Here is a 7476-nt window from a genome sequence, read left to right as displayed (position 1 = left end):
GCGTTACGCCCTCGAAGGAGAGCTCGGGTAAAGCCCATTCGTTATCAAGCTCGCCTACGAGGACACGATAGACAAGCCCGGTGTAGTTGCTCGGCTGGACGTCAAGGGAAACGGCAACGTTTCTCCTCCGCAGGAACTCGGCGAGGTTTTCAACGCGTTTTAAAAGCTCGCTCCTCGTGAAGGCGAAGCTTATTCCCTGAATCCGGCCGTGAAAGATTACCCCAATCCAGACGTCCCAGTCGTTGACCCTAAACCTCTCCACCGCGAGCATTCAGCATTCCTCCAGCCTCTTAACGGCCCTTCTCAGCGGGCCTATGAGGGTGTGCACCTCCCGACCGTAGAGGAAGGCCCTGCCAACTGCCTTCCTGAAGACCTTAACGAAGACAGCTCGCCTCTCCTCGTCCTTCGGGTAGTTGAGAACGTTTAAAAGCTCGGCCCATACTCTAACGAGCGCCTCCTTTTCATCTCTCGTCGCAGGTTTTAGGGCTTCAGCGGAAGGCTCGGGTCTGGTCTTTGAAAGCTCGTAGAGTATAACCGCAACTGCCTGAGCTAAATTCATGACCGGGTAAGCGTCGCTCGTCGGAATCGTGACGATTAGGTCGAGCCTCTCAAGCTCCTCGTTCTTCAAACCGATGCTCTCCCGGCCGAAGAACAGACCGACCTCACCGGTGTAGCCCCTCAGGGTTTCCCTCAGCTCCCAGGGGTAGAGCGGTGCGCGGTAGGGTATGAACCTCTTTCCCGGCTTTCCGGTAGTTCCGACGGTCAAATCGAATAGCTCTAATGCTTCATCAAAGGTGTCCACTATGACCGCGTTTTCAAGGACGTCCCTCGCGTGGACCGCATAAGCGTAGCTCTCCTCGCTTAAGTTCGGGTTCACGAGGACTAACCGGGAGAAGCCGAAGTTCTTCATCGTCCTAGCAATCATGCCTATGTTCGCCGGCCCCTCAGGTTCGACGAGAACTGGGCTTATCATCGGTATGCATTTAAGGGGGACTCTTTAAACGCTTGCGGTGGGAGCATGGAGTGGATTCACTACCTGTACCTTCCGCTCATCGTTCCGGCGGTGAAGAAAAAGGCCAGACCCTTCTCGGCCGGCGCACTTCTCGCCTTCGCGCTGACCTACCCGCTCGGAGCGGAAAGGTACGCGCTAATGGCTCTCTCGGCCCTCATTCTTGTCCTCGGCTACTCCTACGAGAGTCAGCCGGTGAAGTTCTGGGAGCGCTTCGTCAACGCGGTAATCGGGGGGACGGGTCTTGCCATAGCGCTCGGCCTCTACAACCTCGGGAGCATGGAGGCGGTTCTCGGGGTTGCAGTTCCATTCCTCCTCCTGAGGAACAGGGTTCTCTCTTCCTTCGGACTCCTCCCGGCGTCGGCGCTCTACCTAATAGGGGCTTACCAGGTCCCCGAGAGGGTTAAGCTGGCCCTCTTCGCGCTGGTTTACGTTTACTCGCTCAGCCACCTGAGAAAGCTCCTGAGGTGAGAGGATGAGGATTTACGTGCTCGGAGCTGGGAGCATAGGTTCACTTCTCGGCGCGCTTTTGGCGAGGGCCGGAAACGACGTCCTGCTCATAGGACGAGAGGAGCAGGTTAAAGCCGTAAACGAGAACGGACTGAAGGTTACAGGAATAGAAGAGTTCGAGGTTAAGCCAAAGGCCTCGCTGTACGCGCCTAAAGAACCGCCCGACTTGCTCCTCCTCACTACAAAGTCCTACTCAACGAAGACCGCGCTGGAGTGCGCGAGGAACTGTATAGGGCCGGAAACGTGGGTTCTGAGCGTCCAGAACGGCCTCGGAAACGAGGAGCTGGCGCTGAAGATTACACCCAACGTAATCGGGGGAATAACGACCAACGGCGCGATGCTCGTTGACTGGGGCATCGTCAGGTGGACGGGGAAGGGGATAACCGTCATCGGGAAGTACCCAACGGGGAAGGCGGAGTTCGTCGAGGAGGTCGCAAGGGTCTTCAACGAGGCGGGAATAGAGACGAGCGTAACCGAGAACGCAATCGGCTGGAAGTGGGCTAAGACGATAGTTAATTCCGTCATAAACGGACTTGGAACTGTTCTGGAGGTCAAGAACGGGGTTTTGAGAGAAGTTCCGGAGCTGGAGGGAATCTCGATAGAGATAGCGCGGGAGGGCTGTATAGTTGCACAGCAGCTCGGCATCGAGTTCGAAATTCACCCCCTCGAACTGCTCTGGGACACGATAGAGAGAACGCGGGAGAACTACAACTCAACTCTGCAGGACATAATGCGGGGCAGGAAAACCGAGGTGGACTACATTCACGGCAAAATCGTGGAATATGCCCACTCGGTCGGCCTTGAGGTCCCTATGAACGAACTCCTGTGGGCGCTTGTCAAGGCCAAGGAAAACCTAAATAAAGGCAAGACTAGATTTGATGTGGAGGTGTAAACATGCCCATATTCGGCGGTAAGGAGAGCAACGTTTTTGAAGCCATAGACAGGCATCTCGATGCCGTTGACAAGACCGTTAGGGCATTTGAGCGTCTTATGGGTTCCTACCTAGGGGGAGATTTGAAAGGGGCAAAGGAGCTTGAGGAGGAGGTTACGAGGCTCGAGAGCGAGGCCGACACGCTCAGGAGGAGCATCGAGCTCATGCTCTACGAGGGAGCTTTCCTGCCGGCGAGCAGGGGTGACTACGTAAGGCTAAGTGAGCTTGTAGACCAGGTCGCTGACGCCGCCGAGAGCGCCGCCCACACGCTGATTCTTGCCAAACCTCGAGTTCCAGAAGAGCTCAAGGATGAGATAATGGCCCTCGTTGGGGAGGCCGTGAAAACGTATGAAAAGCTCATGGAGGCCGTGAAGGCCCTCAACGAGGACGTTGATAAGGCCCTCAAGCTGGCCAAAGAAACCGAGGACCTCGAGGAGAACGCCGACAGGATAGAATACGACGTCAAGGCCAAGGTTTTTGACAGCGAGAGCATAACGACCTACGCGAAGCTCATATGGAACCAAGTGCTAACAAAGGTTGGCGACATAGCCGACCGCGCTGAAGATGCCTCCGACCAGGTTATGCTCATGGCCATAAAGAGGAGGGGGTGAAAGCATGAAGGTTTTGGTTGCGGCGCCACTGCACGAGAAGGCCCTGGAGGTTTTGAAGAACGCCGGTTTTGAGATTGTTTATGAGGAGTATCCGGACGAGGATAGGCTTCTCGAGCTTGTTCGGGACGTCGATGCCATAATAGTCAGGAGCAAGCCAAAGGTGACGAGAAGGGTCATCGAAAACGCTCCCAAGCTCAAGGTCATCGGAAGGGCCGGCGTCGGCCTGGACAACATAGACCTCGAGGCCGCGAAGGAGAGGGGCATTAAGGTCGTCAACAGCCCCGGGGCCAGTTCGAGGAGCGTTGCCGAGCTTGTCTTCGGCCTGCTCTTTGCAGTTGCAAGGAAGATAGCCTTCGCCGACAGGAAGATGAGGGAAGGTGTCTGGGCCAAGAAGCAGTGCCTTGGAATCGAGCTTGAGGGCAAGACGATGGGCATAATCGGCTTCGGAAGGATTGGCTACCAGGTGGCGAAGATAGCGAAGGCCTTTGGAATGAACGTCCTCCTCTACGACCCCAAGCCGAACGAGGAGCGCGCAAAGGAGGTCGGCGGAAAGTTCGTCGAGCTCGAGACGCTTTTGAAGGAGAGCGACGTGGTAACGCTCCACGTCCCGCTCATAGACGCAACGTACCACCTCATAAACGAGGAGCGCCTTAAGCTCATGAAGAAGACCGCGATACTCATAAACGCCGCCCGCGGCCCCGTTGTTGACACCAACGCCCTCGTCAAGGCCCTTCAGGAGGGCTGGATTTACGGGGCCGGCCTGGACGTCTTCGAGGAGGAGCCTCTCCCGAAGGACCACCCGCTGACAGAGCTCGACAACGTGGTCCTAACCCCACACATCGGAGCCTCCACCGAGGAGGCCCAAATGCGCGCTGGAGTCCAGGTCGCGGAGCAGATAGTTGAGATTCTCAAGGGCTGAGGCCCTTTCCCTTCTTACTTCTAACGCCCGCTGAAGCAGGTTCGGTGTTCTTGAGCGGAAACTACCTGTATGGTGTGATAGTTCTGGCGGAATGTTTACCAGTATAGTGGTAAAGTTTCGGGGAAAAGTTTACCGGTATGGTGGTAAACTTTATATGGAGTTTGCACCAGTTTAAACCATGAAGGCAGAGGAACTCAAGCGGGTTTTGGCAGACCAGTGGGAGGCCCTCCGCGAGAAACTCGAAAGGGAGAACATCGTCGAGAGAGAGCTAAAAGAGAAGATAGTGAAAAACTTCAGCCCAACAGCCCACATAATAACGGGGCCAAGGCGCTCCGGAAAGTCCGTTCTCTCGGCAACCCTGCCGGGCAAGCCACTCTACGTAAACTTCGAGGACCCTGCGATGGCGGGGTTCGGCGTGGAGGACTACAAGGAACTACTCAAAGCCGGTTACGAGCTCCTCGGCGAGTTCGACTACATAGTCCTCGACGAGGTTCAGGAAGTTGAAGGCTGGGAGCGAATGGTCTCGGTTCTGAGAGAGAGCTATCCCACCGTCGTTACGGGGAGCAACGCTCGCCTCCTCTCGCGGGAGTTCTCAACCTACCTAACCGGCCGATACCTGAGCTACACCCTCCTCCCGTTTTCGTTCAGGGAGTTCTTAGCTTACAGGGGAATTAAGCCGGAGGTTAGAACCACGAGAGACGAGGCAAGGGTAAAGAGAGCCCTAACGGAGTACATCGAGCGCGGGGGATTTCCAGAGGCACTGCGCTTCGGCAGGGAGTACCTCGTGAACCTCTACAACGACATAATCACGAGGGACGTTATAGTCCGCTACGGCGTTAGAAACGTCCGCGAGCTGAAGGAGGTCGCGTTCTATCTCTTCTCGAACTTCGCGGGCAGGTTTACCTACAGCAAGACAAAGAACGTCCTTGGCATCGGCAACGTCGAGACGGTCAAAAACTACGTCGAGTACCTGCAGTCAGCCTACCTGATATTCGAGCTTCCTAAGTTCTCCTTCAAGCCCAAGGAAGTCGTGAGAAGCGATAAGAAAGTCTACGCAATCGACACGGGAATGCTCAACGCCGTTCTGCCGAAGATTTCCGAGAACATCGGCAGACTCATGGAGAACGTCGTCTTCCTCGAACTCCTAAGGCTCAAACATTACTGGAGGCCGGGACTTGAGCTCTACTACCATAGGGACGCCAAGGGCGAAGTGGACTTCGTCGCCAAAGAGAACGGAAGTGTTGAGCTGATTCAGGTCACCTACGCCTCGGAGGAAGGGGAGATAGCAAAGAGGGAGCTGGAAAACCTTTTCAGAGTTATGGAACTCTTCGGCGTGAAGAGGGGGACGCTCGTGACGTGGGACTACTCGGAAGAGATAACGAGGGACGGACTGAGGGTTAACGCCGTTCCCCTCTGGAGGTGGCTTTTAAATTCTCGCGTCAATCTTTTTAACTTCAACACACAGCCTTAGACAGGTGAATGCCTATTGATAGGGGCAATCGTCGAGGCTATAAGGCTCGCTGTGACGAGGATTCCAGACGACGTCGTTTCCGCTCTGAGGAAAGCCTACGAGCGCGAGGAAAACGGGGTGGCGCGCTTCAACCTCGAGAACATTTTGAAGGCGATAGAGATTGGAAAGGCAGAAGCAATACCCGTCTGCCAGGACACGGGGACGCTCACCTTCTTCGTGAAAGCCGGCATGGACAGCCCGTTTCTGGGGGAAATCGAGGGGGCGATAGTGGAAGCCACGAGGCTCGCGACGAAGGAGGTCCCGCTCAGGCCCAACGCGGTGGACGTTCTCACGGGAAAGAACTCGGGCGACAACACGGGCAGGGGCGTTCCGGTAATCCACTGGGAGCTTGTTGAGGGCGATGAAATCGAGATGGCGGTTCTGCCGAAGGGCGGCGGGAGCGAGAACTGCTCGGCTTTGGCGATGCTCACGCCGGGAGAGGGCTGGGAAGGAGTTAAGCGCTTCGTGGTCGAGAGGGTCAAGGCCTGCGGTGGAAAGCCCTGTCCTCCCGTAATCCTCGCTATAGGCGTCGGAGGTGGCGCCGATTACTCCCTCCTGCTGGCGAAGAAAGCTCTCCTCAGGAGGGTCGGCGAGAGGAACCCCGATGAAAGGATTGCGGAAATCGAGGGGGAGCTTTTGGAGGAAATCAACGCCCTCGGAATCGGCCCGATGGGGATGGGAGGAAGGACGACAGCTCTGGACGTGAAGATAGAGGTCGCCCACAGGCACCCGGCGAGCTTTCCCGTCGGTTTAGTCGTCCAGTGCTGGGCGAACAGGCGGGCGTTTCTCAGGATAAAGCCCGACGGGAGGGTCGAGGTGTGGCAGTGAAGCTGAGAACCCCGCTGAGCATAGAGGACGTCCTCAGATTGAAGGCCGGGGACGTGGTTTATCTCTCGGGGGAGATAGTCACCGCGAGGGACTCGGCCCACAGGCGGATTCTGAGCCTTCCGAAGGAAGAACTGCCGTTTAACCCAGAGGGGGCCGTAATCTACCACTGCGGGCCCGTCGTGAGGAAAACCGGGGAGAGCTACGAGGTAGTCTCGGCAGGGCCGACGACGAGCGCGAGGATGAACCGCTACCTCGACGGGGTTCTTGGCCTGGGCGTCAGGGGGATAATAGGGAAGGGAGGAATGAAAGCTGAGCCGTTCAGGGGCAGAGCGGTTTACTTCGCCTTCACTGGCGGAGCTGGCTCACTTGCCGCCAAAAGCGTAAAGCGCGTTAAGGCCGTCCACTGGCTCGACCTTGGAATACCTGAGGCCCTCTGGGTCCTTAAGGTCGAAGACTTCCCCCTGATTGTGGCCATAGACGCGCACGGGAGCTCTCTCTACCGGTAGGCCCTCCGCTCCTCGTTCATGGGGACTATGAACCGGGAGTAGAACTCCCTCCACATTCTAACCCTTTCGGCGACCTCCTCGGGGTTAACGTGAACTCTCGCGACGCCTTCCTTCATGGCTTCCTCAGCGACAGCCTTCGCCACCGCCGGGTGAACGTCGGGGTGGAAGGGTGATGGTATTATTTCCTCCTCGCTCGGCTCTATGACCGAGGCAATGGCCCTCGATGCCGCGATTATCATGCCGTCCGTTATCGTCCTGGCTCTAACGTCCAAAGCACCCCTGAAAATCGCTGGAAAGCCGAGGAGGTTGTTAATCTGGTTCGGGTAGTCGCTCCTCCCCGTTGCCACAATCCTCGCGCCGGCCTTTTTGGCCTCCTCCGGCAGTATCTCCGGAACAGGATTGGCAAGCGGAAAGGCTATCGCGTCGTCGGCCATCAGCCTTATCCACTCGGGCTTTATGACACCCGGCCCCGGCCTCGTGAATGAGATTAGAACGTCCGCCCCTTCAAGCGCCTCTGCCGGGCCTCCCTCAATCCCCTCGCCGTTGGTCCTCGCGAGGAGTTCGCCCCTGTATGGAAACAGTTCCTCAAGGGGCAAATCCTGTGTTAGAATTCTCGGCTCCCCGTCAATCAGCTCGACGACCCGGACGTTTT

General features: G+C 56.9%; 10 protein-coding genes. 7 read left to right on the top strand and 3 right to left on the bottom strand.

All coding sequences use genetic code 11. The features are described from left to right. A partial coding sequence (locus tag MVK46_RS07730) for a protein O6-alkylguanine-DNA alkyltransferase domain-containing protein (protein WP_297536084.1) occupies positions 1-271 on the bottom strand: 271 nt, incomplete at its 3' end. Next, entirely contained in the window at positions 272-973 is a 702-nt protein-coding gene (locus MVK46_RS07725; protein WP_297536083.1) for an RNA methyltransferase, read from the bottom strand. It lies immediately after the preceding gene. Positions 974-1018: 45 nt separating this feature from the next. Between MVK46_RS07725 and MVK46_RS07720 the strand changes: the two genes are divergently transcribed. From MVK46_RS07720 to MVK46_RS07690, 7 genes are all read left to right on the top strand, one after another. Then, a complete protein-coding gene (locus MVK46_RS07720) occupies positions 1019-1480 on the top strand; it encodes a hypothetical protein (RefSeq protein WP_297536081.1) in 462 nt (153 codons plus the stop codon). 4 nt (positions 1481-1484) lie between these two features. Continuing rightward, positions 1485-2411 (top strand): 2-dehydropantoate 2-reductase, encoded by a 927-nt coding sequence (locus tag MVK46_RS07715; RefSeq protein ID WP_297536079.1) that lies wholly within the window; start codon positions 1485-1487, stop codon positions 2409-2411. A gap of 2 nt (positions 2412-2413) precedes the next feature. After that, entirely contained in the window at positions 2414-3061 is a 648-nt protein-coding gene (locus MVK46_RS07710; RefSeq protein WP_297536077.1) for a TIGR00153 family protein, read from the top strand. A 4-nt stretch (positions 3062-3065) separates the two neighbouring features. Next, entirely contained in the window at positions 3066-3980 is a 915-nt protein-coding gene (locus MVK46_RS07705) for a hydroxyacid dehydrogenase (protein WP_297536076.1), read from the top strand. A 178-nt stretch (positions 3981-4158) separates the two neighbouring features. Beyond that, positions 4159-5451, top strand: a complete 1293-nt coding sequence (locus MVK46_RS07700) for an ATP-binding protein (RefSeq protein ID WP_297536075.1) — start codon at positions 4159-4161, stop codon at positions 5449-5451. 15 nt (positions 5452-5466) lie between these two features. Beyond that, complete coding sequence (locus tag MVK46_RS07695; protein ID WP_297536073.1) at positions 5467-6318, top strand: fumarate hydratase; 852 nt, start codon at positions 5467-5469, stop codon at positions 6316-6318. Further along, positions 6309-6824 carry a FumA C-terminus/TtdB family hydratase beta subunit gene (locus MVK46_RS07690; RefSeq protein WP_297536072.1) on the top strand — a complete coding sequence of 172 codons (516 nt, stop codon included), beginning with the start codon at positions 6309-6311 and terminating at the stop codon, positions 6822-6824. The genes MVK46_RS07695 and MVK46_RS07690 overlap by 10 nt, the downstream gene beginning before the upstream one ends. On the opposite strand, the gene MVK46_RS07685 is transcribed toward MVK46_RS07690, so the two are convergent. Then, a partial coding sequence (locus MVK46_RS07685) for a malic enzyme-like NAD(P)-binding protein (protein WP_297536070.1) occupies positions 6815-7476 on the bottom strand: 662 nt, incomplete at its 5' end. The genes MVK46_RS07690 and MVK46_RS07685 overlap by 10 nt on opposite strands.

Origin of the sequence: Thermococcus sp., assembly GCF_027066465.1 — an archaeon.
Lineage (GTDB): Archaea > Methanobacteriota_B > Thermococci > Thermococcales > Thermococcaceae > Thermococcus.
The sequence above is the reverse complement of the archived record's forward strand: the minus strand, read 5'-3'. Positions and strand labels throughout refer to the sequence as shown.